General features: G+C 39.5%; 22 protein-coding genes. 5 read left to right on the top strand and 17 right to left on the bottom strand.

All coding sequences use genetic code 11. The annotated features are described in order from the left end of the window. Positions 1-96 precede the first annotated feature (96 nt). Positions 97-423 (top strand): YnfA family protein, encoded by a 327-nt coding sequence (locus BANA01_RS11170; protein WP_034677425.1) that lies wholly within the window; start codon positions 97-99, stop codon positions 421-423. A 37-nt stretch (positions 424-460) separates the two neighbouring features. On the opposite strand, the gene leuD is transcribed toward BANA01_RS11170, so the two are convergent. The 16 genes from leuD to BANA01_RS11100 form a co-directional block, all read right to left on the bottom strand. Continuing rightward, positions 461-1,045, bottom strand: coding sequence for a 3-isopropylmalate dehydratase small subunit (gene leuD, locus BANA01_RS11165; protein ID WP_034677423.1), 585 nt, complete (start codon positions 1,043-1,045; stop codon positions 461-463). Next, positions 1,046-2,464, bottom strand: a complete 1,419-nt coding sequence (gene leuC / locus BANA01_RS11160) for a 3-isopropylmalate dehydratase large subunit (protein WP_034677422.1) — start codon at positions 2,462-2,464, stop codon at positions 1,046-1,048. A gap of 190 nt (positions 2,465-2,654) precedes the next feature. Then, positions 2,655-3,761 carry a 3-isopropylmalate dehydrogenase gene (leuB, locus tag BANA01_RS11155; RefSeq protein ID WP_034677420.1) on the bottom strand — a complete coding sequence of 369 codons (1,107 nt, stop codon included), beginning with the start codon at positions 3,759-3,761 and terminating at the stop codon, positions 2,655-2,657. Positions 3,762-3,808: 47 nt separating this feature from the next. After that, complete coding sequence (locus BANA01_RS11150) at positions 3,809-5,356, bottom strand: 2-isopropylmalate synthase (protein ID WP_034677418.1); 1,548 nt, start codon at positions 5,354-5,356, stop codon at positions 3,809-3,811. Then, positions 5,343-6,374, bottom strand: a complete 1,032-nt coding sequence (gene ilvC / locus BANA01_RS11145) for a ketol-acid reductoisomerase (protein WP_034677416.1) — start codon at positions 6,372-6,374, stop codon at positions 5,343-5,345. The genes BANA01_RS11150 and ilvC overlap by 14 nt, the downstream gene beginning before the upstream one ends. A 23-nt stretch (positions 6,375-6,397) precedes the next feature. Next, positions 6,398-6,919, bottom strand: coding sequence for an acetolactate synthase small subunit (gene ilvN / locus BANA01_RS11140; protein WP_034677413.1), 522 nt, complete (start codon positions 6,917-6,919; stop codon positions 6,398-6,400). Next, complete coding sequence (gene ilvB, locus BANA01_RS11135) at positions 6,916-8,643, bottom strand: biosynthetic-type acetolactate synthase large subunit (protein ID WP_034677412.1); 1,728 nt, start codon at positions 8,641-8,643, stop codon at positions 6,916-6,918. The genes ilvN and ilvB overlap by 4 nt, the downstream gene beginning before the upstream one ends. A gap of 494 nt (positions 8,644-9,137) precedes the next feature. After that, the gene (ilvD, locus tag BANA01_RS11130; protein ID WP_034677409.1) at positions 9,138-10,805 is read right to left on the bottom strand and encodes a dihydroxy-acid dehydratase; all 1,668 of its coding nucleotides are present in this window, start codon (positions 10,803-10,805) and stop codon (positions 9,138-9,140) included. A gap of 11 nt (positions 10,806-10,816) precedes the next feature. Further along, complete coding sequence (ilvE, locus tag BANA01_RS11125; protein WP_034677407.1) at positions 10,817-11,725, bottom strand: branched-chain-amino-acid transaminase; 909 nt, start codon at positions 11,723-11,725, stop codon at positions 10,817-10,819. Positions 11,726-12,147: 422 nt separating this feature from the next. After that, complete coding sequence (locus BANA01_RS11120) at positions 12,148-12,882, bottom strand: exonuclease domain-containing protein (protein WP_034677405.1); 735 nt, start codon at positions 12,880-12,882, stop codon at positions 12,148-12,150. Next, positions 12,882-13,850 carry a DUF294 nucleotidyltransferase-like domain-containing protein gene (locus BANA01_RS11115; RefSeq protein ID WP_034677402.1) on the bottom strand — a complete coding sequence of 323 codons (969 nt, stop codon included), beginning with the start codon at positions 13,848-13,850 and terminating at the stop codon, positions 12,882-12,884. Before BANA01_RS11115 ends, BANA01_RS11120 begins: the two co-directional genes overlap by 1 nt. 64 nt (positions 13,851-13,914) lie before the next feature. Then, the gene (locus BANA01_RS11110; protein WP_034677399.1) at positions 13,915-15,195 is read right to left on the bottom strand and encodes an ammonium transporter; all 1,281 of its coding nucleotides are present in this window, start codon (positions 15,193-15,195) and stop codon (positions 13,915-13,917) included. 783 nt (positions 15,196-15,978) lie between these two features. Then, a complete protein-coding gene (locus tag BANA01_RS11105) occupies positions 15,979-16,314 on the bottom strand; it encodes a MerR family transcriptional regulator (protein ID WP_034677397.1) in 336 nt (111 codons plus the stop codon). Positions 16,315-16,374: 60 nt separating this feature from the next. Continuing rightward, positions 16,375-16,548, bottom strand: coding sequence for a Fur-regulated basic protein FbpA (locus tag BANA01_RS29100; protein WP_082799486.1), 174 nt, complete (start codon positions 16,546-16,548; stop codon positions 16,375-16,377). Positions 16,549-16,564: 16 nt separating this feature from the next. Then, entirely contained in the window at positions 16,565-16,702 is a 138-nt protein-coding gene (locus BANA01_RS29905; RefSeq protein WP_169803683.1) for a hypothetical protein, read from the bottom strand. Positions 16,703-16,866: 164 nt separating this feature from the next. Further along, entirely contained in the window at positions 16,867-17,169 is a 303-nt protein-coding gene (locus BANA01_RS11100) for a hypothetical protein (protein ID WP_034677395.1), read from the bottom strand. A gap of 295 nt (positions 17,170-17,464) precedes the next feature. Between BANA01_RS11100 and BANA01_RS11095 the strand changes: the two genes are divergently transcribed. The 3 genes from BANA01_RS11095 to BANA01_RS11085 all read left to right on the top strand — a co-directional run bounded on the left by BANA01_RS11095 (position 17,465) and on the right by BANA01_RS11085 (position 19,770). After that, on the top strand, positions 17,465-18,283 hold the full coding sequence (locus BANA01_RS11095; protein ID WP_034677393.1) for a basic amino acid ABC transporter substrate-binding protein: 819 nt from the start codon (positions 17,465-17,467) through the stop codon (positions 18,281-18,283). A 111-nt stretch (positions 18,284-18,394) separates the two neighbouring features. Next, positions 18,395-19,051, top strand: a complete 657-nt coding sequence (locus BANA01_RS11090; protein WP_034677391.1) for an amino acid ABC transporter permease — start codon at positions 18,395-18,397, stop codon at positions 19,049-19,051. Then, positions 19,048-19,770, top strand: coding sequence for an amino acid ABC transporter ATP-binding protein (locus tag BANA01_RS11085; RefSeq protein WP_034677388.1), 723 nt, complete (start codon positions 19,048-19,050; stop codon positions 19,768-19,770). The genes BANA01_RS11090 and BANA01_RS11085 overlap by 4 nt, the downstream gene beginning before the upstream one ends. 39 nt (positions 19,771-19,809) lie before the next feature. Here the strand turns inward: BANA01_RS11085 and BANA01_RS11080 are convergent, their stop codons facing one another. Next, on the bottom strand, positions 19,810-20,319 hold the full coding sequence (locus BANA01_RS11080) for a hypothetical protein (protein ID WP_034677384.1): 510 nt from the start codon (positions 20,317-20,319) through the stop codon (positions 19,810-19,812). Positions 20,320-20,559: 240 nt separating this feature from the next. Here BANA01_RS11080 and BANA01_RS11075 point away from each other — a divergent pair, with 240 nt between their 5' ends. Beyond that, positions 20,560-23,313, top strand: a complete 2,754-nt coding sequence (locus tag BANA01_RS11075) for a dynamin family protein (RefSeq protein ID WP_034677382.1) — start codon at positions 20,560-20,562, stop codon at positions 23,311-23,313. Positions 23,314-23,393 lie beyond the last annotated feature (80 nt).

Below are 23,393 nucleotides of genomic sequence, written 5' to 3'. Positions count from 1 at the left end.
TCTCAGGAGCCGGCAGAAAGATTTGTCTTTGATTGAGAGTCTCGAAGACAAATCGCATAAGTGTTATATAGGATAAAAGCAGAGGATGTGATTGTTATGTTTCAAGCAACTCTATTATTTATTTTAGCAGGCATAGCAGAGATAGGAGGGGGATACTTGATTTGGCAATGGCTGCGGGAAGGGAAGCCATCCTACTGGGGACTAATTGGAGGAGTGGTGCTTGCTTTGTACGGCGTAATCGCTACCTTTCAGGCATTCCCATCATTCGGCCGAGTATATGCTGCATATGGAGGAGTTTTCATTGTGCTTTCCCTATTATGGGGATGGGGCATTGACAAAAAGACTCCAGATATGTATGACTGGATTGGCGGCGGAATATGTTTAATAGGTGTTTTTGTGATATTGTTAGCTCCAAGACAATAGAAAAATGAGCTTGGATGTCCAAGCTCATTTTATTTATTTATTTATGTGCAACTTCATATTGTGAAATTTTATCTTCATAGTTTAGCGTTACGCCAATTTCATCCCAGCCGTTAAGAAGCATTTCTTTTGGGTATGGAGCAATATCAAACTTAATTTCTAAACCTTGATTATCAAAAACTACTTGTTCTTCGAGATTCACGGTAAGTGTGTATCCTTCAGTTTCAGCGTTTTGCATAATACTTTGAACTTGTTCTTCGCTTGCTTGAATCGTCAGGATACCATTTTTCACGCAGTTATTTTTAAAAATATCTGCATAGCTTTGCGCAATAATGACTCTAAAGCCAAAATCCTGAATCGCCCATGGAGCATGCTCACGAGAAGAACCACAGCCAAAGTTTTCACCAGTTACTAAGATGGAGGCTCCCTGATATTTTGGGAGATTCATCGAAAAATCTTTTCGAAGGTTACCATCATCATCAAAACGCCAGTGGTAAAATAAGAATTGCCCAAAACCGCTTCGCTCAATTCTTTTTAGAAATTGCTTTGGAATTATCTGATCGGTATCAACATTGCTTCGATTTAACGGACAAACGACTCCTGTATGAATGCGTAATGGTTCCATTTATAGTACCCCCTGAGCAGTGAACTGACGAACATCAACGAAACGGCCTGCAACCGCAGCAGCAGCAGCCATTTCAGGACTTACAAGGTGAGTGCGAGACCCGTTTCCTTGGCGGCCTTCAAAATTACGGTTAGAAGTAGAGGCACAGCGTCCGCCTGGAGGAACAATGTCATCATTCATTGCCAGACACATACTGCAGCCAGCTTCACGCCATTCAAAGCCTGCTTCTTTAAAAATTTGGTCAATACCTTCTTTTTCCGCAGCCATTTTGACACTGAAAGAGCCCGGGACAACAATTGCCTTGACATTAGGATTAACCTTGTGTCCCCGAACAACATCCGCAGCTTTTCGTAAATCACTTAACCGTGAATTGGTGCATGAACCGATAAAGACATGATCAATTTCTACACTAGAAATAGGTTGACCCGCTTCAAGTCCCATATATTGAAGGGCACGAGAAATTTCATCCTTTTTATTCGCTTTTTCTTCATGATCTGGATTTGGTACAGCGGCTGTTATTGGGATACACATGCCTGGGTTTGTGCCCCATGTAACCTGAGGTTCTACTTCAGAAGCTTCTATCTCAACGACCGCATCATAAACCGCCCCTTCATCAGTGGCAAGAGCGCGCCATTTTGCTACAGCTTCCTCGAATGCCTCACCCTTAGGAACATGTCTGCGTCCTTTTAAGTATTCAAACGTTGTGTCATCAGGAGAAATCAAGCCTGCACGTGCACCAGCCTCAATGGACATATTACAAACAGTCATACGCTCTTCCATTGATAGGGAGCGGATTGCCTCACCCGTATATTCCATTACATAACCGGTTCCAAATTGGACCCCGAATTTACCAATAATTGCAAGAATTAAATCCTTTGCAGTTACGCCTGTTCCGAGCTTTCCATTTACCTTCACATTCATTGTTTTAGGAGGTGCTTGCCAAAGCGTTTGAGTTGCTAGGACATGTTCTACTTCACTTGTCCCAATTCCGAACGCTAGAGCACCAAACGCACCATGTGTAGAAGTATGGCTATCACCACAAACGATTGTTTTTCCAGGTTGTGTAAGACCGAGCTCAGGACCAATTACATGGACAATCCCATTGTCAGGATGTTGGCGGTCTGAGAGTTCAACACCAAATTCTTGGCAGTTCTCTTTTAATGTATCAATTTGTTTCTTTGAGATGGGATCTTTAATTTCGTTTCGATCACGAGTTGAAACATTATGATCCATTGTTGCATAAGTTAGATCTGGGCGGCGTACTTTTCGACCGTTCATTCGTAATCCTTCGAATGCTTGAGGAGAGGTTACTTCATGAACAAGGTGTAAATCGATATATAGTAAATCAGGTTTTCCTGCTTCTTGATATACAACATGCTGCTCCCAAACTTTTTGAATAATGTTTTTTGGTTTTTGCATAATGTCCTTCCTCACGTTTATAGATTTAGTGGGGGAGTAAACCCCGGGATTTGCATTATATCAGCGTTTTAATGGAATATATCGGCGATAATCAGGATAAATCAGCGATACACCCAATTTTCATCAAATGTAGATAAGGGGAAGCCGCTGGACCAAGAGTCCCAGCGGCTTCCAACCTGCACAAAATCAATTACACGTAACAGCTCATGATACATTTTGAGGCGTTTTGGGATTTAATATAATCAACAATGAGACGAGTCATTTCTTCTGTGCCCACTTGCCTTCCTTCAGGTATGTGAAGGTCAGCTGTATGGAATCCACTATCTAAGACAGACTGTACCGCATCTTCAATTAATTTTGCCTCATCATTCAGTTGGAAAGAGTAACGCAGCATTAATGCAGTTGATAAAATCATGGCTGTTGGGTTGGCGATCCCTTTGCCTGCAATATCTGGTGCCGAACCATGAACAGGTTCATATAAACCAACTCCATCTTCACTCAACGATGCTGAAGCAAGCATTCCTAGAGAACCAGTTAGGACAGAAGCCTCATCACTAAGGATGTCACCGAACATATTCTCGGTAACAATAACATCGAACTTTGAAGGATTTGTAATGAGTTTCATTGCAGCCGCATCAACCAATACATGCTCAACCACGACATCTGGATACTGAGCTTTTTTCTCCTCAACAATTTCACGCCACATCTTACTAGATTCCAACACGTTTGCTTTATCAACAGAAGTGAGGTGCCCACGCCGTCCTTGTGCTGCTTGAAAACCTTTGTCTACGATTCTTTCAATCTCTTTACGTGTATAAGCGAGTGTATCAACCACTGTTTGACCGTTGTCTCGGCGTTCACTTGGAGTACCAAAGTAAATTCCGCCGGTTAGTTCTCGGACAATCAATAAATCACTGCCAGCCACGATTTCTTCTTTCAAAGGAGAAGCATGAAGCAAATTTTTAAACCCTTTAATCGGTCTTAAATTTGCATATAACTCTAGTGCCTTACGAATACCGAGTAATCCTCTTTCAGGGCGTAAATGGGAGGGGTTGTTATCCCATTTTGGGCCGCCAACGGCACCTAATAATACAGCATCTGCCTGCTTACAAGCGTCAACTGTAGTTTCCGGCAGCGGTGTACCGTATTGGTCAATGGCTGCCCCTCCGATCTCATGGGTTTCGAAGGTAAAACTATGGTTAAAATCTTCAGCAATTGCACTCAAAACGTCTTTTGCTGAATTAATAACTTCCTTGCCAATCCCATCACCAGGTAGTAATACAATACGTTTTTTCATTCGAAGCAACCTCCTCGTCATTTTTTACATCGCCTCAGGAAAGATTCTTAAGCTTGAGCCGGTTCTAGTTGAACAATGGCTTTAGTGCTAAATAATACACGATTTACAGTATTCAAGAACGCTTTAGCAGAAGCTTCTAATACGTCCTGAGCTGATCCGCGGCCACTAACTTGTGCACCATCAACTGTCATTTTCACATGCACTTCAGCTAAGGCGTCACGCCCTTGACCAACGGAATTTAATTTATAATCAGTAAGATGAATTTCCTCTTTTATTAGAGCTTCCAATGTGTTCATTAGCGCTTCAACACTTCCTGAACCTGTACGGGCAGTTTCAACTCGAACACCTTCTGGCGTGTTAAGCGCAACTGTTGCAGTAGGGAGGTTGGCGGAACCATAATGAACTTGGAAAGCTACAAGTTCATACTTTTTAACATCAACAACGGCTGTCTGGATGTCAGTTAATATCGTAAATAAATCTTCATCAGTAACTTCTTTTTTACGATCGGTAAGCTGTTTAAAAGCTGTAAATGCTTCTTGAAGCTTTTCGGCAGATAAGGTAAAGCCCATATTTTCAATCTTGTCTTTAAAAGCATGTCGTCCCGAATGCTTACCGAGTACTAAATCATTTGATTGAATACCAACCATTTCAGGAGTGATAATTTCATAGGTTAAAGTATTTTTTAATACACCATCCTGGTGAATACCAGACTCATGAGCGAAAGCATTTTTCCCTACTACAGCTTTATTCCCAGGAACGATCATTCCTGTAAAGCGGCTGACAAGGTCGCTTGTGCGCTTGATTTCTTTTAAAACAAGATTCGTAGTATAAGGGTATTTATCTTTTCTAATATTTAGTGCTACTGCGACTTCCTCTAGTGAGGCATTCCCGGCACGTTCCCCAATCCCGTTGATCGTACCCTCGACTTGGGTAACACCGTTCTCAATAGCAGCTAGTGTATTGGCAACAGCCATTCCTAAATCATCATGACAATGGCAGGAAAGTGATGCCTTATGGATATTTGGAACGTTTTCTCTGATATACCGGAACATATAACCATATTCTGCTGGAGTGGCATAGCCTACCGTGTCAGGGAGGTTAATGACTGTTGCTCCTGCGTCGATAACCTTTGTAATGATTTTGACAAGAAAATCAAGATCGGAGCGAGATGCGTCTTCAGCAGACCATTCGATATGCGGGAATCTTTGTTTTGCATATGCCACCATATCGACAGAGGTTTGAATGACTTCCTCAGGTGTTTTGAACAATTTATATTTCATATGAATTGGGGAGGTTGCAAGGAAAACATGCAACCTTGGTTCTGCAGCATCCTTTAACGCGTCCCACGCAATGTCAATGTCCGATTTGGTTGCTCTTGCCAGGCCTGTTACGGAACTGTTTTTAATACTCCGGGCAATTGCTCTTACTGCCTCGAAATCCCCTTGGGAGGAAGCCGGAAAACCGGCCTCCATAATATCAACGCCAAACTTTTCTAATTGTCGAGCAATCTCAAGTTTTTCGAGTTGATTTAAGTTTACACCAGGAGATTGTTCACCATCACGCAGTGTCGTATCAAAGATGTTAACGTGAACCATTTACCACAGCTTCTTTCTTTTGGTTTACAGGCTTTTTAATAAATGGCATTAATTCACGAAGCTCACGGCCAACAACCTCAATTTGGTGATTATTTTCGCTACGGTTGATTGCGTTAAATTGTGGACGGTTTGCTTGGTTTTCCAAGATCCAGCCTTTCGCAAATGCACCAGTTTGGATATCTGTTAATACATCTTTCATGCGGGCTTTTGTATCTTCGTTAACAACACGTGGTCCAGATACGAAATCTCCCCACTGAGCTGTATCAGAGATAGAATAACGCATGTTTTCTAATCCTCCTTCATATAGAAGGTCAACGATTAATTTTAATTCGTGTAAACACTCAAAGTAAGCAACTTCAGGCTGGTAACCAGCTTCTACTAGCGTTTCGAAACCAGCTTTGATTAGGGCAGTGGTACCACCGCAAAGAACCGCTTGTTCTCCGAATAGATCTGTTTCTGTTTCTTCTTGGAAAGAAGTTTCTAGTACACCTGCACGAGCAGAACCGATTCCTTTTGCATAAGCAAGAGCAAGTTCACGTGCTTGACCTGTATAGTCTTGGTATACTGCGTAAAGTGCTGGAACACCAGCGCCTTCTGTATACGTACGACGTACTAAGTGCCCTGGACCTTTAGGAGCAACCAAGAATACGTCAACATCAGCAGGAGGAACGATTTGTGTAAAATGAACGTTGAAACCATGGGCAAATACTAATGAGTTACCAGCTTCAAGGTTTGGTTTAATGCTCTCTTCATATACTTTAGGCTGCATTTCATCTGGAAGTAAAACCATGATAACGTCAGCTTGTGCAGTTGCATCTGCAACAGATGTTACTTCAACACCATCTTCAACAGCTTTATCCCAAGACTTACCGCCTCTTAAACCAACAACAACGTCAAATCCGCTTTCTTTAAGGTTTAATGCATGTGCATGACCCTGTGAACCATAACCGATTACTGCGATCTTCTTTCCTTGTAAAACTGCCTCTTGAATATCTCCGTTATATAATACTTTTGCCATTATAATCATCCCTTCGAAAATGTTTATTTTATTTGAGAGTAGGTAGTTAACTCGTTAACCTGTGGTTGATGTCCGCGTAAGAAGGCGGTTAGTCCAGTTCTAGCAATCTCTTTAATTCCATATGGGCGAAGCAAGTCAATCAACGCGTCAATTTTGTCTGGCCGGCCAGTGATTTGGATCGTTAAGCTATCTTTGCTTACGTCAATAATCAAGGCGCGGAAGGGGTCTATGATCCCGTTAATTTCACTGCGAAGCTGTGAGCTGCCTGCTACTTTAATGAGGGCTAGTTCACGTGCAACAATCGCCTTATCGGTAATATCTGAAACCTTTAAAACATCAATTTGCTTGTTTAATTGCTTTGTAACTTGTTCAAGGCGCTGCTCATCTTCAACTTCAACCACCAAGGTCATTTTTGAAATGCCTTCGGTTTCAGTTGGACCGACTGATATACTTGAGATATTAAATTGACGTCTTTGTAGTAGACCTGTGACACGATTTAATACACCACTTCGGTCCTGAACGGTTAAGGATATAATCCGTTTCATGATGGTTTCACCCCAATCATTTCATGTATTCCTTTTCCAGGAGCGATCATCGGGAAGACTTTTTCCTGCTGGAGCACTCGGCAATCCATTAAAACAGGACCGTTATATGCAAAAACTTCTGGAAGCTTTGTGATCAATTCTTCCTGACTTTCGATTTTGTACCCGCGGATATGATAGGCTTCCGCAAGCTTTACAAAATCTGGGTGTGTATGCAAAATGGATTCTGAAATACGGTTACCATGTAATAATTCCTGCCATTGTCGAACCATACCTAAGGCACCGTTATTAACAATGATGATCTTGACAGGGAGATTCTGTTCATAGATAACAGATAACTCTTGCAGTGTCATTTGGAATCCAGCATCACCTACAATGGCTACCACTGTGCTTCCAGGTGAAGCCATTTGCGCTCCAATCGCAGCAGGGAAGCCGAAGCCCATCGTTCCTAGTCCACCGGATGTAACCCAGCGGTGGGGTTTTTCAAAGTTGTAATACTGAGCGGCCCACATTTGGTGCTGACCAACGTCCGTCGTAACAACTGCCTCACCATTTGTTACTTTATGAATGGCTTCAATCAACCATTGTGGAGACATTCCGTTTGGATCATGCTTATACCATAATGGGTACTCTTCTTTTAACTTATTTAGTGTTGCTAACCAATCACCAGCCTCCGGTGATTCACTTGTCTGGTTCATTAATTCAACTAATGCTTCTTTTGAATCGGATACGATTGGTATTTGAGTTGGAACATTTTTACCAATTTCTGCTGGATCGATATCAATATGAGCAACCTTTGCATTTGGAGCAAAGTGCTTTAAGTTCCCAGTCAGACGGTCATCAAAACGGGCGCCGATATTAATAAGTAAATCTGCTTCGTACAATGCCATGTTAGCTGTATACGTTCCGTGCATGCCACCCATCCCAAGGGAGAGGGGACTATTTGCAGGGAAAGTTCCAAGTCCAAGAAGGGTGGTTACAACTGGGATCTTGTGTTTTTCAGCAAAGGCTGTTAACTCTGTTGAAGCTTTTCCGTGAAGAATTCCTGCACCTGACAGAATCACTGGTTTTTTAGCCCTAGAAATGGCATCTGCAAGTTTCTTGATCTGCAGCGGATTTGGCTTGGTTGTCGGCTGATAACCAGGAAGATCAATCGTTCCTTCTGCAGGAATTTCAAACAATTCTCCAGCAGAGATATCTTTTGGAACATCAATCAGAACCGGACCAGGACGCCCTGTAGAAGCGATATGAAAGGCCTCTTTTACAATCCTTGGTAAGTCAGAGATGGATTGAACCTGATAATTATGTTTTGTAATAGGTGTCGTAATTGCCATGACATCGGCTTCTTGAAATGCGTCGGTTCCGATTATTCCTCTTGCTACCTGTCCAGTGATAACCACTAGAGGTAAAGAATCCATCATTGCGTCAGTAATTCCAGTCACCAGATTGGTAGCACCAGGACCAGAAGTTGCGATTACAACACCGGGTTTTCCTGTTATACGTGCGTAACCTTCAGCAGCATGAATGCTTCCTTGCTCGTGACGGAAGAGGACGTGCTTAATGGTGCCTCTTGCACGATAAATCGCGTCATATATTGGCAGAACGGCACCACCCGGATACCCAAAAAGCGTATCAACACCTTCATTAATTAATAAGTCAATGAGCAGGTCTGCACCCGTTTTCGGTGCCGTACTTGTTTGGAAATCCGGCTTTGCTTCTACTTTCACCTCGTATTCCCTCCTTGTAAATATTCAAATCTTTAAAAAGTGAACCGGTGTAGATATTTTACCTGTATAATAAAAAAGGCCATTTTCTCTCCGAATAAACTGCCAGTTTATTTAGACAACAGCAGAATATTTCGGGGAGAAAAGGCCTTCCATTTCTCGGTACCACCCGGTTTTACAGTATCCTCACGAATACTGCCTCTTGAAGCGAATAAATAAAATCATTAGCGCTTCTTTTTGTAACAGGTGTCTTAGAGTACACCCGATTGAGCCTAATAAGTTAGGACTGTTCAGCTCAATACTCAGGGAGGATGTCGGAATAAGGTGTATTACTGGGCTCACAGCAACCCCAGCTCTCTGAAAATACATGTTCTTATTCCTTTATTCCCGTCATCGATTTTGTCTATGAATTTTTCAAATCTACTGAAGTGTCTTTAACCTCGGCGATTAAAAGGGAGCCTAAACCCTGAGCAGGTTAAAGCGACAGTAACTAACTGCTATATTTTCATAACCCCGCCAGTGTTGGCAGATGTAACTAACTTTGCGTATTTGGCTAAGTAGCCAGATTTGATTTTAGGTTCTGGTTTTTGCCATAAACGGCGTCTTTCTACCAGTACCTCGTCATCAACAATTAATTCAATCGTTCTTGCCTCAAGATCAATGAGAATCTTGTCGCCATTCTCAACGAGCCCGATAGGACCGCCTTCAGCAGCTTCCGGTGAGATATGGCCAATGGAGATTCCACGGCTTGCGCCAGAGAAACGACCATCAGTAATGAGAGCAACTTCCTTCCCTAAACCGCGGCCGGCAATTGCTGATGTTGGAGCAAGCATTTCTGGCATTCCTGGTCCGCCTTTAGGTCCTTCGTAACGAATGACGACAACATGACCAGCCTTAACAGTTCCATTATTAATCTTTTCCAGTGCTTCATCTTGGGACTCAAAAACAATTGCTTCACCAAGGAAAGTTTTAATAGATGGATCAACAGCACCAACTTTGATAACACCGCCATCTGGAGCAATGTTTCCATATAGAATGGATAGACCGCCAACAGGGCTATATGGATTATCTTTAGTCCGAATGACTTCTTCATTTGTTATTGTTGCATCCTTCACATTTTCAGCAAGAGTCTTACCGGTAATACTTAAACAATCTTGATGGAGAGCACCTTCTACTTTACATAACTCATTAAGAATGGCACTAACTCCTCCAGCGCGATGTACATCATCCATAGAATAATCAGACGCCGGCATAATTTTAGATAAATACGGAACTCGTTCAGCAATTTTATTAATTTCACGTAGATCATAGTCAATACCAGCTTCATGAGCGATAGCTAAGGTATGTAAAACGGTGTTTGTCGATCCCCCCATAGCCATATCTAAAGCAAATGCATTGTCTATTGCTTCTTTAGTGACAATATCTCGTGGTTTAATATCCTTTTTCACTAATTCAACTAAGTGTTTTGCTGCTTGTCGAATTAACTCGTGTCTTTCTTCAGAAGTAGCTACAATTGTTCCGTTACCCGGAACCGTCATGCCTAACACTTCCATCAGACAGTTCATTGAGTTTGCAGTAAACATTCCAGAACAAGATCCGCAAGTGGGGCATGCTGCAGTTTCGATTTCAAGCAGCTCCTGCTGAGTCATTTTCCCACTATGGTATGCTCCAACTCCTTCAAATACAGAAGTAAGAGAAAGGTTTTTTCCAGTAGAAGAAACACCGGCTTCCATTGGGCCACCAGACACAAAAACGGAAGGGACGTTGGTTCTAACTGCTGCCATTAACATTCCAGGTGTGATTTTGTCACAGTTCGGAATGTAAAATACACCATCGAACCAATGAGCATTAATGACAGTTTCAGCACTATCAGCAATAATTTCGCGGCTTGGAAGGGAGTAGCGCATTCCCACATGACCCATTGCTATTCCGTCATCTACACCGATTGTGTTAAATTCAAAAGGGATTCCGCCCGCTTCTCGTATCGCTTCTTTTACAATTTCACCGAAATGATTAAGGTGTTTATGTCCTGGGATAATCTCAATAAATGAGTTGCAGACACCAATAAATGGTTTTTCTAAATCTTTTACTGTTACCCCTGTTGCGTATAATAGGCTTCGGTGGGGAGCACGATCAATTCCCTTTTTAATCATATCGCTTCGCATTTTCTAATCTCCTAACTGACAACAGCGTGGTTTGCTGATTCAGGGTAACAAGCCACTCCGTCTGTTGTTACGATTTTTCTAAATTCTTCTAAAAGGTCGTTTGTAACGTTTCCTGGATTGCCGCCGCTAATTACCCGGCCATCGACATTAATAACAGCAATAACTTCTACAGCTGTTCCAGTCAAGAACACCTCGTCAGCCACATAAACATCGTGGCGAGTAAATGGAGATTCTTTAACCTCGTAGCCTTTCGCTTTTGCTACATCGATGATAGCGTTCCGAGTGATACCTTCTAACGCTCCCAAGTAAACAGGCGGGGTATAAATCACTCCATTTTTTACAATGAAGATATTATCCGCAGAACCTTCTGTTACATAGCCTTGATCATTTAACATTAATGCCTCTTCAACACCAGCTTGATTAGCTTCTAATTTAACTAAAATATTATTTAAATAATTTAGTGATTTTACCTGTGGGCTTAATACATCTGGGCGATTTCTTCTACTTGGAACCGAAGCAATCTTTATTCCCCGATCGTAATATTCCTGAGGAAACATTTTCAATTCCTCTGCGATGATAATAACGCTTGGTTTCGAGCAGGAAGATGGGTCGAGTCCGAGATTTCCTTTACCTCGCGAAACAACAACACGAATATAGGCGCTGTTCAATTCATTTTTTCTGATCGTATCGACAATTAATTGTGTCATTTCTTCCTGTGTATAAGGAATATTCAGCATAATGGATTGTGCTGATTCGTACAGTCTTTTTAAGTGAGCATCGAGCCTAAAGACGTTTCCGCTATATACACGAATGCCTTCAAATACTCCATCACCATATAAAAAACCATGGTCAAAAACTGAAACTACAGCATCCTCTTTCTTAACGAAATCGCCGTTAAGGAATATCCATTGACTTCCCAACCTAACCACTCCTTTTAGTGATACAACGCTTTAGATAATTAAAATCTGTTGAAAAAAATACCTATGCCATAACTCCTAGTTCATAGGATGAGTGAAAGCATGCTCATTTGTTAGAATATTTAATTCAAATTATATTTTCAGTTATCTTACACCCAATCTAAATCTTGGTCAACACAAAAATCTGACAATTCAAATAAATTAAAATTATTGTTAGCGTTTTCATCCTTGTCAGATTAAGGTTGGAAGAAAATAAAAATAGTAAAAAAATTTTTTTTGAGGTCAAAAAAGAAGAGTTGAAAGGAGTAATTTCACACGGGGATTCTACTATAGTCAAGTAAAAAAACAGATTGAATTATGAGGTCAATTCCACAATAAAGAAGCGTACTTTAGTTTTTTACTATAGTTGTTTTTTACTTTTCCTACTATTTAATTTTTGCGAGATATTCGTATACTTCACGAAGATTTTTATAACCCTTGGACTGGGCAAGTGTTAAATAATGACTCCAAATCTTTGCTGTCAGTTTTGCATCCTCTAGAGCATGGTGCCGATTGATTACTTCAATCCCACATTGCTCGCAAGCGGCTTCTAGTGGGATGGATTTGATCAAAGGATTTGATATGCGAATCAGAAAGGAGGTATCGATAATTCTGTGTTCGAATCTAGTTTTTAATAAATCCCATGTCAGTTTTTGCATAAAAGATTGTTCATGCTTGGCGTGGTGGGCGACAAGTGGATGATTCTTAATGAATTTGAAAAATTCCAGTAACACCTCTGAGGCCATAGGTGCACTGCTTAGTTCCTCATTGGTAATGTTGGTCAGGGTGGATATTTCATCTGAAATGGTCTGTGGAGAATGTACCAGGGAATAAAAGGTTTCTGTTTTCGATAGCTGATTACCTATCATTTTGATGGCACCCACGGAGATGACTCGATCTCCTTTTTCGGGATAGAAACCGGTAGTTTCTAAATCAAATACAACAACCTGTAATTCCTGTAAGGGTGTGTCAAGGCAATTGTTTTCTTTCATTTCTTTTTGCAGTTGTCGGATGAAAGAGATATTTTGCATATTGGTTTGCCCTTGAACACCTGCGTAAATATTGGAGCCAAGTTTGCCTGACATAGTCCTAAAAAATTGAATCATATCATTCATTCCCATTAGGTATCCTCCTTTTCTATTAAATTTTTTACATAACGGTACAATGCCATCCCGTTTCTTAGTATTTCTTTTACCTCTTCCTTTTGTTTTTTTGAGAGGGTAGAGATAGGCAGAAAGTGGCTATTTTCGTAATTGTCCGGTTTTGATAGAGATAGACGGTAGTTTAGTAATTTTATGAACTGTTGTTTATATATTTCTCCCTTAATAGAAGGAAGTTCTATTTGTGAAAGCTTTTCCAGTCTAGAAATAGTAGAGGTCTCAAGGATATTCCCTTTTATAGCCAATAAACGAACCGCATTTACATATGGAAAGAGGGCTTTCTCTTTTATATTTAAGGAACCTGTATGTGGTCCGTGAGTTTCCACTAGTATTTGCCCCAGTACACCGAGTCCCTTTTTTAGGTATAGCGTATTATTAAGTATTTTATTAAAGAGGCACTCTTTATGGATAATCTGATATACTTCTGTTTTTAAGTTTTCTAGAAAGCTTGCTTCACCATAAAGAGATCTTCCGTCTATGAAGATCAATAAATGACGAATAGATTCCCAGTTTGAGTTGAATGACCAATTTACTAATTGCTGCCTCCATTCGGAAAGTGATTTACACCATAAGGGGTTGCTTGCCATAACAGCTCCATCACAATACGCATATCCTGCAAGTTGTAAACCTTGTGAGATTTCTTTTCCTAACACCATAAAATATTCGTATATTGAATCTCCTTGCTGTTGATAAATAATGCCGTGATCCTGATCGCTCCAGATGGATTGCTCAAATCGTCCAGCACTGCCCATCATGAAAAAAGTGAAGGGGCATGGAGGGGAGCCGAAAAATTTTTCTGTTTGTTTAACCGAAACAGAAATTACTCGCTGAATGATTTCATCATGTAGCTGATTTAACTGTAAATGATTGCGAGATACCCAAATGATGTGGTCATCACGGAATCTCCTAATCTCTAAGTAGCTGGCCATCCATTGAGTTACCTCCTTTTCGATAAATATCTTCCATCCCCTTGAAAGAGGATGGAAGGGGGGATTAAGCCTTTAACTTTGAATCTGAACTAATGATCGACATTTCAGTCTTGACCATTTCAGGGTATCCGTAGCTTCCGTGCTCACTCAAGTCAAGACCAATAATCTCTTCTTCTTCTGTAACGCGTAGTCCGTTCATTAAGGCTTTCATAATGGTTAAGAGGATAAAGGAGACGATAAAGGCAAAAGCACCACTGCTAACAACTCCTAATGCCTGAACTCCAAGTTGATGTAAGCCGCCTCCGTAAAATAACCCTGGCTCACCAACTGTTGCTAATTCGGGTGTTGCAAAAAAACCTGTTGATAAGGTTCCCCAAATTCCTGCTGCACCGTGTACAGACAATGCCGCGATTGGATCATCAATCCCTTTGCTTTCAAAGAATCGAATGCTATAAAATACTAGGAAACCTGCAATGAAACCGATTAGGACTGCGGCCCAAGTATCAACAAATGCACAGGAGGCCGTGATTGCGACTAAGCCAGCTAAGGCACCATTCAACATCATTGGTACATCTGCTTTACCTAAAACAATCCAGGAAATAATCATCGCTGCGATGACGCCGGCACCCGCAGCTAAGTTTGTGTTAACTGCTACGAAACCAAAGAAGGCAGCGTCAACAGAAACTGTACTTCCTGCGTTAAACCCAAACCACCCAACCCATAAGAGTAATACGCTTAAGGCAGTGAACACTTGATTGTGTCCAGCAAGATTATTTGCTGACCCATCTTTATTATATTTTCCGATACGAGGCTTTAGGATTAATGTGGCTGCAAATGCTGCCATTGCGCCTGTTAAGTGAACAACAGTTGAGCCTGCGAAATCTTGTTTACCATGATCTGCTAACCAGCCGCCGCCCCAAATCCAGTGGGCAATGGGTGGATAAACAATCACTGAGAATAGTACTGCAAATACGAGGTATGCTCCTAATTTCGCTCTTTCTGCAAAGCCCCCAAACGCAATGGTTAAGGATATACCTGCAAAAGCTAATTGGAACAAAAAGAATACTGAACCGGAAAGTGCTAGACCTTCGATATCATATCCTGAGTAGAAGAAGTCCGAAAGTCCGATAAGTGGATTTCCTTTACCAAAGATTAAACCGTAACCTACTGCCCAAAATACGATAGACGAGATACCAAAAGTAAGAATCGTTTTTCCTGCAATATGACCAGCATTTTTCATGCGGGTTGATCCAGTTTCCAGAAGGATGAATCCTCCAATCATCAGGATGACAAGAACTGCTCCAACCATTACCCATAAACTGTTCATTAAGAATATAGTATCCATTCATTCTCCCCCTTGAGTTCATGTTAATTTTCTTAACATTTAGTGTATTTGTATTTTTACATGGATTTAAAGTGGATTCTACAATTGTGTAAGGTTACCTGACATGGTTTTTAGAGTTCTCAGAAAAATAAGTGAGTTTTTTATGAAAAAGAGGCGGGGGAGAGGGTGAGTTTTGTAAAAAAACCATCCTCTTTAGAGAGTTTACTTGTGAGGTGTAAAACGGTAAATAACAGACCAAATCACATCAACTTCACAGTACATTCCACAGTCAAAAAGGCTTAGAGGTGCAACTATCTCTATGCTTTTAATTTCTTCATGAAACCACCCGTAAGTTGTACAAGTTTAGTAGACGCTAAAGCAAGTTTGATAAACAAGCGGAGAAATTTCTCTTAATCTCGAAATAGCACTGAAAATTGCTTAATTAGACGGAAGGATTCCGACTATCGACACGAAAAACATGAAAATGGGTAATTTTGCTTTGCTTAATCGGAAAATCTCCGCTTATATACCCGAACCGATCTCTATTCTGAAGTCTAACCGAAAAATCTCCACTTAAAATCACTGGTTACTCAATTAAGGATAAGGCTTCCTATTTTTCAAAAAACCAAGTAAACCTCATTTAGATGCGTTGAGGGGGGACCTTCGTTTTGCCACATGTACCAAATCTCAAAAATTCACACACACAATCAATAAAAAACGCACTGTGAATTATATTGTCAATTCAAGTGCGTTTTGCTATGTGTTTTATATTGTTTGAACCTCTAATGTAAACCTGTTACTTTATTAAGAAGATGGTCCTTTTCGCAACCCAAACTGCGCATTCAATTGTCCTTGAATCATCTTTCTAGTAATCTCATTCTGGTTTTGCTTTTTCTGAGCTCGAAGCATTTCTTTTCTAATTTCATGTGTTTGAACACCATCTTCAATTTTGTTTGCAATTTCCACTAATAACTCAACATCTGCAAAGGAATATTTTCTGCTCCCGCCAGCAGACCTTTCGGGGAAAATTAATTTACGTTCCTCATAATAGCGTATTTGCCGCTCTGAAAGACCGGTTAGGTCTCTTACAATCCCAATCGTTATCACCTTTTTATCTTTATATGAAGAATCATTTGCCATTTTTAATCTCACCACGCTCTTATGTGATTAGGTTTATATTTTAATTTATGTTAATTTTCCTTACATTGATTGGATTTTTTTAGGGGGGAATGTCTTTTTGAAAATTGTTTGCAGTTCACTTAATGTGAGGGAATGTAGTTCATCGTCAGAAGCGTTATAAAGACCAGATTCAATTAATCTATTAATGTAAAATAGTTTAAGTGTTTTGATTCCTTTACGCAATTGATTTGTCATTTCCTTCCCTCCATGGTTATCGATTTTGAATGGCTCTAATCAGTTCATGTGCATGTGAGCCCAGTTTTTTCATGAGCTCTTCATACAATTCATCTCTTCGTTTATCTAGCTGAAGGATCCTTTCAGCTAATTTGATATCATTCGTCGTATACATAGCTAATCTCCCCTTATCTAAACAGTATGTATTCTAAAAGTTAACGAAATAATTTAAATTTGTCAGGGGTTGTGTCAGAAACACTGACATGATTTTTGATTTGTTAGTATAAATCTTACAAATTGAAAAGAACCAGGCGTTGACTGCCTGGTTCTTACATACTTTTAAAATTCGCCATCAAATGGTGTGAATGGGAAGTTAAAACGTCTTTCCACTGCACGCAGGCGTTGGTTAACCCGCTGTAGACGTCGTTGAAGTTGGTTTACATCACGTTGAAGTTGATTAATTTCTCTTTCCTGACGCTGATTTTCTCTTTCAAGCTGATTGACTCTGCGCTCAAGTTGTTGTGGTTGTCTATCTGGATCATACGGGTCATATTGGTTTTGTTGAGTATACGAATCAAATTGTTCAAATTGATTGTAATCATACTGTGTTGGTGGTACTTGATAATAGCCATAAGGATACATTGGGCAACTCTCCTTTTTTAAATGAATACCATATAGGTTATGTAGTCATTCGCGGAGAGTGTGGGCATGTGCCTAGGAACGAGCAAGGTAAATAATGAAAAAATCAACAGAATAAAACAATTAACTCTTTAATACTATTTTTATATTACATTTTTACATCATTAAAAAGGAAAACAAATAAAGTGCGCCAATAAAATATTGAATAAGTCAATAAAAAAAGTTATAATCACTTATATTCTAAAAATTTAAAATGTTTCAAAGATTAGTTTTTTAAAAAAACATTAGGGGGTCAAAAATGAAGAAGGCAAAATATTTTGTAACGTTTATGGTCATGGCTTTTATTTTAGTTCTAACCGCTTGCGGCTCTAGTGAAACAAGTGGAAATGGCTCTGATTCCGATGACAAAAAGAAAGCTCTCCGCGTTGTAACTGACGCTGCCTATGCACCATTTGAGTATCAAGATAAAGGTGAAATTGTAGGATTTGATATTGATTTAATTAAAGCTGTTGCGAAAGAAGCAGGATACGAGATTGATATTGCTCACACAGGCTGGGATCCAATTTTCGTAGAATTAGAGAAGAAAATTGCCGATATTGGTATTTCGTCGATTACCATAAATGATGATAGGAAGAAAACATATGATTTTTCTGTACCATACTTCTTATCTACCAATAAGATTATGGTTCCAGAAGGCAGTGATATTAAAAGTGCTGAGGATTTGAAGGATAAAACTGTTGCTGTTCAAAATGCAACCACTGGACAGGAAGCAGTTGAAGGTCTTCTTGGTAAAAACAGTCCACAGATAAAAAAGTTCGAAAACAATAACTTAGCAATCCTTGAGCTGAAGGCTGGAGGAGCAGATGCTGTTGTTGCGGATAATACAGTAATTGAAGAATATGCAAAAAACAACCCAAATGATAAATTTGTCATTATTGAAGATAAAGACGCGTTTGCACAAGAGTTCTATGGGTTAATGTTTTCGAAGGGAAGTAAGTTAAAAGCTGATTTTGATAAAGCGCTAAACGAAGTATTTGAGAACGGAACGTATACGAAAATTTACAATGAATGGTTTAAGGTAGATCCTGATATACAATTACTAAAAGATCAACAATAATAAGAACAAAAATTGCGTAACTCTTATTAAGTAGATGTTACGCAATTTTTGCTTTAATACCAAGTCTTACATCATTTAAAAGAGAATCAATGTTTCATAGGGGGTTTGATTATGGATATACAATGGAATATTTTAGCGGAATACGCACCCTTTTTTCTTAAAGGGACACTGCTCACAATAGGACTATCATTAGCTGGTATTGCATTAGGAACTGTCCTGGGTTTATTTATTGGATTAGGCAAAATGCTGAAAAATAGATTTCTATCCTTACCGTTTGGTATTTATATTACCTTTTTCCGTGGTACTCCAATGCTCGTGCAAATTATGCTAATTCATTTTGCGGTCGTACCGCTATTTACCGGTGAAACGAATGCTGTGGCTGCGGCGATTCTAACACTTTCATTAAACTCTGCAGCGTACATAGCTGAAATCTTTCGTGCAGGAATTCAATCAATTGATAAAGGGCAGATGGAAGCGTCTCGCTCTTTGGGTATGACGCATGTACAAGCTATGCGTTATGTTATCCTTCCTCAAGCATTTAAACGAATGATTCCGCCGCTAGGTAATGAATTTATTGTCTTAATCAAAGAATCTTCTCTCGCTTCGTTAGTCGCAGCTCCTGAACTCATGTATTGGGGACGAGCCATGCAAGGTCAATATTTTCGTGTATGGGAGCCATATATTACGGCAGCACTCATTTACCTTGTTTTAACGCTTTCGTTAAGCTTCGTATTAAGCCGTCTTGAAAGGAGGCTGGCCACAGAATGATTGAAGTGAAAAGTTTAAAAAAATCATTTGGTACAAATATGGTACTAAAGGATATTAGTGTAACGGTTAAGCCACAAGAGGTGGTAGTCGTGATTGGTCCATCTGGTTCAGGTAAATCTACATTCCTGCGCTGTATAAATCTATTAGAGACGATTACGGATGGACATGTCTATATTGAAGGGACAGATATTACCGACAAAAAGACAGATATCAATAAGGTAAGGACGGAAGTGGGGATGGTCTTTCAGCAGTTTAATCTATTCCCTCATAAAAAGGTCATTGAAAATATCATGCTCGCTCCAATGAAGGTTCGAAATATATCTGCTGGGCAGGCAAGAAAAAAAGGTTTAGAGCTTTTAAGAAAAGTAGGATTAGAGGAAAAAGCTGAGGCATATCCTGATTCCTTATCAGGCGGTCAAAAGCAGCGTGTTGCCATTGCTAGAGCGCTTGCGATGGAACCGAAAATCATGCTGTTTGACGAACCAACCTCGGCACTTGACCCTGAAATGGTCGGAGAGGTTTTGGAGGTTATGAAACAGTTGGCAAAAGAAGGTATGACCATGATTGTGGTCACGCATGAAATGGGCTTTGCTAAGGAAGTAGGAGACCGCGTAATATTTATGGACGAGGGTCTTATTGTCGAAGAAAATACTCCAAATGAATTATTTGATCATCCAAAGGAACTTCGAACAAAAGCCTTCTTAAGTAAGGTTTTATAAAATCGGAAGGCAGGTGCCTTCCGATTTTTTTACTTCTTATTATTTTTCAAAGTTAAACACTTCGACGACTTTATCTGCTTTTATACGATTTTGGCAGAGTCTAAATAATTCGTTTAAGAACTCTGTTATCTCTAATGTAGTGTCAGGAATTTTAATATGTACCTTTCTCGAGCCAAACATTTGCTTGAAATAGGCTTTTCTTTGATCGTTTTTCCCGTCACGTTTTAAAGGATTGTACATCCATGAGATATATGGGATTCCATCAATTTCTTCGATGACCCTTAGTTCCGCCGCTGTGGTGGATTTATTATGAAGGTAAATGACTAAATAATAGTTGTCATTTCGGTGCCAATCGATTAATAGATAATAGTAGGTTGTCTCACTATCAATACGCGTAACCTCAAAGGCTGCGGTGGTTTGTTTTCCATTGGTCCATTGATGAAATCCAGGCAATTTTCCATTTACTGTTTCTAATTTCTTAATATCATAAATGGCCGGTTTTGAAACCTCGATTAAATCTGCCAGATAAACAGCTTGTTTTTTTTCCAAAGTGAATGCTCCTTTTGGTCGATTGAAATCATTATACGTTGAATTTGGATAAATGTAGAAGCATAATGAAAAGTATTGTATCGAAATTGAAATATAATTGAAATCTGAATTAAAAATTCGTTTGGTAGAATCGATATAATTGGGACTAAAAATGAGTACGCAGTTCGTATTGTATAGAGGAATATTTCTGCCTCTTTTCCATATGAATGACATAGAAGTGGTGGTATAGGAGGGTACGTCATGACATTGGAAAGTCAGTTAATAAAAAAAGAATATTATCAAATGTACATAAATGAACAAGAAAGTGTTCAGCCAATCCGTGTGTTAGGCGAAGCATATCAGGAAGAGCTCCAAAAAGACCTGCCCGATTTAACGTCTATCCGCTTTGCACAAGGTGAAATTTATTTCCATAATCGAGACTATGAAGCAGCCATTTTTAAATGGGAGAACATTACGGGTGAACTCGAACTATGGGCGAGAAAAAATATCGCAGATGCCTACTATGAATCAGGTCTTCTCTCGAACGCAGAGGATCTTTATCTTTCGATTGAGACCCATAATCTCACATTAAAAACAGAAGTTTCCCTGCAGTTATTTTCACTCTACATTGATCGAGAAAAGCGTGAGGAAGCAGTTGAAATAATCAAAAAAACGATTAATTCAAACCCTGATTACCCAAATGTGACAGATATCGCAAGAGCCTATTTTGAGGATCAGCAGGACTGGGCTAATGCCATTGAGCTGGCAGTAAATGAAGCGAAACGAACAGGTTCAACTGACTGGTATGATACAGTAAATTCTTATGTAAAAAAAGGTCTTACAAAAAGTTTAAATCCAAATTACTTCACCCAAGCAATATTTGAATTGTATAGCTTAGATCAGAGAATGTTTGAAGAGTTGACAACTTCCCTTTGGAGGAGTTACCAAGATAAGGAATCGTATTTCACATGGCTTAAAGAGGTAAATCATTTACTGTTAAATCTTGATCTTAGCCGAAATCTTCATTTTGAATTCCTTTCTGAGCTTCATTATCAAACTTATTTTGGTTTAATAAATGGAAACTTCATTATGAAAACGCTAGAAGACCTAGTGCCAGACCTTTTAACCAATTGGCTGCGATTGTCTGTTCCAAAGCATACAGTCTTAGTATCAGCGGCGGTATTGTCATGGAATGAGCTCTTTCCAACAAGTATAAGCATGTCCATTGTTAGTGAAGCTGAAAATCTTATTAGTGAAACAAATAGTAATATTGACGAGCTAGAAGAGAGTTTAAATCTCTTTGAGGCAATTATTAGTTGGGCAAAGACAAAAGATATGGGTGAAAATAACCATTTAAAATGGGTGGTTCAGCAATTAAATGATTTTGATACCCATCACCTATTCATTACAGGTTTGAGCGGAAGTGGAAAGTCTGCTTTCGTAAATTCAATTTTGGGTGAGGAAATTCAGGACAGCCCAACATCGTCACTTGTCATGTTTAAAGACTTTGAGGAACTGAATATCTATGAAATAACAGATCATGAAACCATTAAACTCGCAGATTTCACACATTTTCAAGAGCGAATGGATCGACGCCGGAATGCGCTTGAGTCGATTATCGAATTTCAACAACCATTTCCATTTCTATATGAGCAAAAGCTGACATTAATTGAAACGCCAGGATTAAAAGGCAGTCATCAAGATCGATATGAAGTCCTGCAATATATTCAACTGGCGGATACATTATTATTTGTAATAGATGCAAATGCACCATTCACGGAGAAAGAGAAGGTCATTCTTTCACAAATTAATGAGCTTGCACCTGATATTCCTATCCACTTTCTCTTAAGTAAAATGGATACGATTGTTAACGAGCAGGAGGCAATAAAGATTTACGATGAAGCTAAGTCTAAGATTCAGACTTACTTACCTGAGGCTGAAGTATTTGCCTATTCCTCCCAATACGAAAGAGGACAGCAATTACTAGAATTAAAGGGCTTTATGCAATCAATCACAGATACAAGGAACATTGCAGACAAGCGCTTGGCTAAGCTTTTATTCTTCATACGGACTACTATTTCTAGGCTGTTGCAAAAGAGAATTGATGTTGAGAATCAATTAATTGAGTCGGTCCGCTGGAATGAAGAAGTAGTAATGAAGTTAAATGGAGCTCTTAATCAATTAAAGGACACTGAGGCACAAAAAATAAAAGCCATTACAAGATCATACCGTACCATTAAGGAATCCATTCAAAATGAAATTTCTATCGAAGTACCGAAAATATTACAGGAATGCTCGGAGTTAATTGCGGAAGATAGCAACATTAGCACCATTCATATCGAGCTAAATGATGTGATGAACAAGCGATTACAAGATTACCTGGAGCAGGAGGTAATGCCGAAGTATTATACTTCCCTTCAAGAATGGATTAACAGTAGTAAAGAGGAATTTGCGCAAGGACAAGAATTTTTAGATGAGATGGCAGAAGGTTTAAATAGCTTATATGGGGAAGAGAGAATTAAGCCATTATGCGACTTTAAAGTTCTCGATGATTGGCATAGGGATACCGATAGAATGACAAGCCGGTTCCAATTAGAAAAGGTAAATATCTTACTTCGCAACACTCCATCACAATTCTTATTAAAAAGTGCAGGGAAGCTCTTTGGAGCGTTATCTCAAAACAAATCGTTACTTTATAACAAATACAAGGACTTTGTGAAAAACGACAGCTATTCTGAACCAACTGAGGTTGTTATTGAACGCTTTTTCCAACAGTTTGAGTTATTTGAAAAATCACTTGAAAGAGATATAACATTGTTCTTTAGACAGCCCTTGAAAATCCTTAATGAAGCAATTGAGGAATCACTGTCTCAAATATCAGCAAATCAAGATATCTTGAAAAAAATGAATACGAACCCTGAAATGTTCCGTGATCCGTTGACGTTGTTTGAAGTTAGACTACGTCAATTTGAATGGGCCACACTAGCAGGAAAGGGTGTACACACGATTTATTAATAATGCTCTGTTAAGACTGAATGCTGATTTCAATGTGTTTGGAAAATAAGCGGAGAATTTCCGTTTAAATTGGGAGATAC

The sequence above is a fragment of the Neobacillus niacini NBRC 15566 genome (assembly GCF_001591505.1).
GTDB classification, from domain to species: domain Bacteria; phylum Bacillota; class Bacilli; order Bacillales; family Cytobacillaceae; genus Neobacillus; species Neobacillus niacini.
The sequence above is the reverse complement of the archived record's forward strand: the minus strand, read 5'-3'. Positions and strand labels throughout refer to the sequence as shown.

What these genes read in the sequence shown, in the direction of transcription:
- ilvN (WP_034677413.1), bottom strand. Translation starts at nt 6,919, where the DNA reads ATGAAACGGATTATATCCTTAACCGTTCAGGACCGAAGTGGTGTATTA.
- BANA01_RS11110 (WP_034677399.1), bottom strand. Translation starts at nt 15,195, where the DNA reads ATGGATACTATATTCTTAATGAACAGTTTATGGGTAATGGTTGGAGCA.
- leuC (WP_034677422.1), bottom strand. Translation starts at nt 2,464, where the DNA reads ATGCAAAAACCAAAAAACATTATTCAAAAAGTTTGGGAGCAGCATGTT.
- BANA01_RS11085 (WP_034677388.1), top strand. Translation starts at nt 19,048, where the DNA reads ATGATTGAAGTGAAAAGTTTAAAAAAATCATTTGGTACAAATATGGTA.
- BANA01_RS11115 (WP_034677402.1), bottom strand. Translation starts at nt 13,850, where the DNA reads ATGGCCAGCTACTTAGAGATTAGGAGATTCCGTGATGACCACATCATT.
- BANA01_RS11120 (WP_034677405.1), bottom strand. Translation starts at nt 12,882, where the DNA reads ATGGGAATGAATGATATGATTCAATTTTTTAGGACTATGTCAGGCAAA.
- BANA01_RS11100 (WP_034677395.1), bottom strand. Translation starts at nt 17,169, where the DNA reads ATGTATCCTTATGGCTATTATCAAGTACCACCAACACAGTATGATTAC.
- leuB (WP_034677420.1), bottom strand. Translation starts at nt 3,761, where the DNA reads ATGAAAAAACGTATTGTATTACTACCTGGTGATGGGATTGGCAAGGAA.
- leuD (WP_034677423.1), bottom strand. Translation starts at nt 1,045, where the DNA reads ATGGAACCATTACGCATTCATACAGGAGTCGTTTGTCCGTTAAATCGA.
- BANA01_RS11095 (WP_034677393.1), top strand. Translation starts at nt 17,465, where the DNA reads ATGAAGAAGGCAAAATATTTTGTAACGTTTATGGTCATGGCTTTTATT.
- BANA01_RS29100 (WP_082799486.1), bottom strand. Translation starts at nt 16,548, where the DNA reads ATGACAAATCAATTGCGTAAAGGAATCAAAACACTTAAACTATTTTAC.
- ilvD (WP_034677409.1), bottom strand. Translation starts at nt 10,805, where the DNA reads ATGCGAAGCGATATGATTAAAAAGGGAATTGATCGTGCTCCCCACCGA.
- BANA01_RS11075 (WP_034677382.1), top strand. Translation starts at nt 20,560, where the DNA reads ATGACATTGGAAAGTCAGTTAATAAAAAAAGAATATTATCAAATGTAC.
- BANA01_RS11170 (WP_034677425.1), top strand. Translation starts at nt 97, where the DNA reads ATGTTTCAAGCAACTCTATTATTTATTTTAGCAGGCATAGCAGAGATA.
- ilvC (WP_034677416.1), bottom strand. Translation starts at nt 6,374, where the DNA reads ATGGCAAAAGTATTATATAACGGAGATATTCAAGAGGCAGTTTTACAA.
- BANA01_RS11090 (WP_034677391.1), top strand. Translation starts at nt 18,395, where the DNA reads ATGGATATACAATGGAATATTTTAGCGGAATACGCACCCTTTTTTCTT.
- BANA01_RS11150 (WP_034677418.1), bottom strand. Translation starts at nt 5,356, where the DNA reads ATGGTTCACGTTAACATCTTTGATACGACACTGCGTGATGGTGAACAA.
- BANA01_RS11105 (WP_034677397.1), bottom strand. Translation starts at nt 16,314, where the DNA reads ATGGCAAATGATTCTTCATATAAAGATAAAAAGGTGATAACGATTGGG.
- BANA01_RS29905 (WP_169803683.1), bottom strand. Translation starts at nt 16,702, where the DNA reads ATGTATACGACGAATGATATCAAATTAGCTGAAAGGATCCTTCAGCTA.